Here is a 1600-nt window from a genome sequence, read left to right as displayed (position 1 = left end):
CCACCGGCGTGCAGACCGCATCCAACTCCGGCGGTACGGCGACCCTGAGCACCGCAACCGGTCAGACCAACTCCTCGCTGGTCGCTGGTTCGCTGCATATCTCCACCGGCGCCAACGCGGATCTGTCGATCACCGGCACGGGTAATGCACTGTCTTCGCTCGGCCTGACCGGTTCGACCGGCACCGGCACCGCCTTCACCGCGAGCCGTTCTGCGGCGTCGGGCGGCGTCTCGGGCAAGACCTTGACCTTCTCCTCCTTCAACGGCGGCACGGCGGTCAACGTCACCTTCGGCGACGGCACTGGTGGCACGGTCAAGACGCTCGATCAGCTCAACACGGCTCTTCAGGCCAACAACCTGAGTGCCACGATCGACGCCAACGGCCTGCTCACCGTCTCGGCGACCAACGACTACGCGTCCTCGACGATCGGTTCGGCCAGCGCAGGTGGCACCATCGGCGGCACGATCACATCGGCTCTGAGCTGGTCGAACGCCACCGCGCCCGTCGCTGACGCAGTTGCCCAGGCCACCCGTACCAACCTGGTGTCCCAGTACAACAACATCCTGACGCAGATCGACACGACCTCGCTGGATGCTTCGTTCAACGGCGTCAACCTGCTCAACGGCGACCAGCTCAAGCTGGTATTCGACGAAACCGGCAAGTCCAACCTGAACATCACCGGCGTGACCTTCAACTCCAAGGGTCTGGGTCTCGCGGGGCTGGTACAGGGCACCGACTTCATCGACAACGCCGCGACCAACAAGGTGCTGACCAGCCTGAACTCGGCCTCGAGCACCCTGCGGTCGGAAGCCTCGACTCTGGGTTCGAACCTCTCCATCGTGCAGGTGCGCCAGGACTTCAACAAGAACCTGATCAACGTGCTGCAGACCGGCTCGTCCAACCTGACGCTGGCCGACACCAACGAGGAAGCGGCCAACAGCCAGGCACTGTCGACCCGCCAGTCGATCGCGGTGTCCGCGCTGTCGCTGGCCAACCAGTCGCAGCAGAGCGTGCTCCAGCTGCTCCGCTAAATCGCGGCAGACATCGCAATCAAGTCATGGCGGCGGAGCTTCGGCCCCGCCGTTTTCTTTTTGCGCAGAGCGATCGTGAAGGAGACCTGATCGCTCCTGGAAAAGTAACCGTTGGTTATGGTTAACGGGCCGCAAACGCCACAAAAGATCGAGGGATTTCAAGCGGATCATTATCGGGGCAAACGTGCTGGCGCCGCCTTATGGTGAACCAGCGCTTACGGTTGCCGAGCGGGTTTCACCCTTTGTTAGCCATGTCCGCGCAGGCTGTGCGCGTCACTCGATCCGAAGCGGTCGAACGAAGACGCGTAAACCAGAAGGGTAAGAGTTATGTCCGGTATTGTTCTCTCTGCGTCGGTTCGCCAGAACCTGCTCTCTCTCCAGTCCACAGCCGACCTGCTCGCCACCACCCAGTCCCGTTTGTCGACTGGCAAGAAGGTGAACTCGGCGCTCGACAACCCCACCAACTTCTTCACGGCACAGTCGCTCGACAACCGCGCCAGCGACATCAACAATTTGCTCGATGGCATTGCCAACGGCGTGCAGGTGCTGCAGGCCGCCAACACCGGCAT

General features: G+C 62.2%; 2 protein-coding genes. Both read left to right on the top strand.

Features of this window, described 5'->3' with window-relative positions; all coding sequences use genetic code 11:
* Positions 1-1031: DUF1522 domain-containing protein (locus tag FXV83_RS36555; RefSeq protein ID WP_148744448.1), on the top strand; the 1031-nt coding region annotated here is incomplete at its 5' end.
* 327 nt (positions 1032-1358) lie between these two features.
* Positions 1359-1600 (top strand): flagellin N-terminal helical domain-containing protein (locus FXV83_RS36550; protein WP_488226266.1); only part of this gene is annotated, 242 nt, incomplete at its 3' end.

It is taken from the genome of Bradyrhizobium hipponense (genome assembly GCF_008123965.1).
Taxonomy (GTDB): domain Bacteria; phylum Pseudomonadota; class Alphaproteobacteria; order Rhizobiales; family Xanthobacteraceae; genus Bradyrhizobium; species Bradyrhizobium hipponense.
Note: the sequence above shows the minus strand (reverse complement) of the source record. Positions and strands in the feature narration are given on the sequence as shown.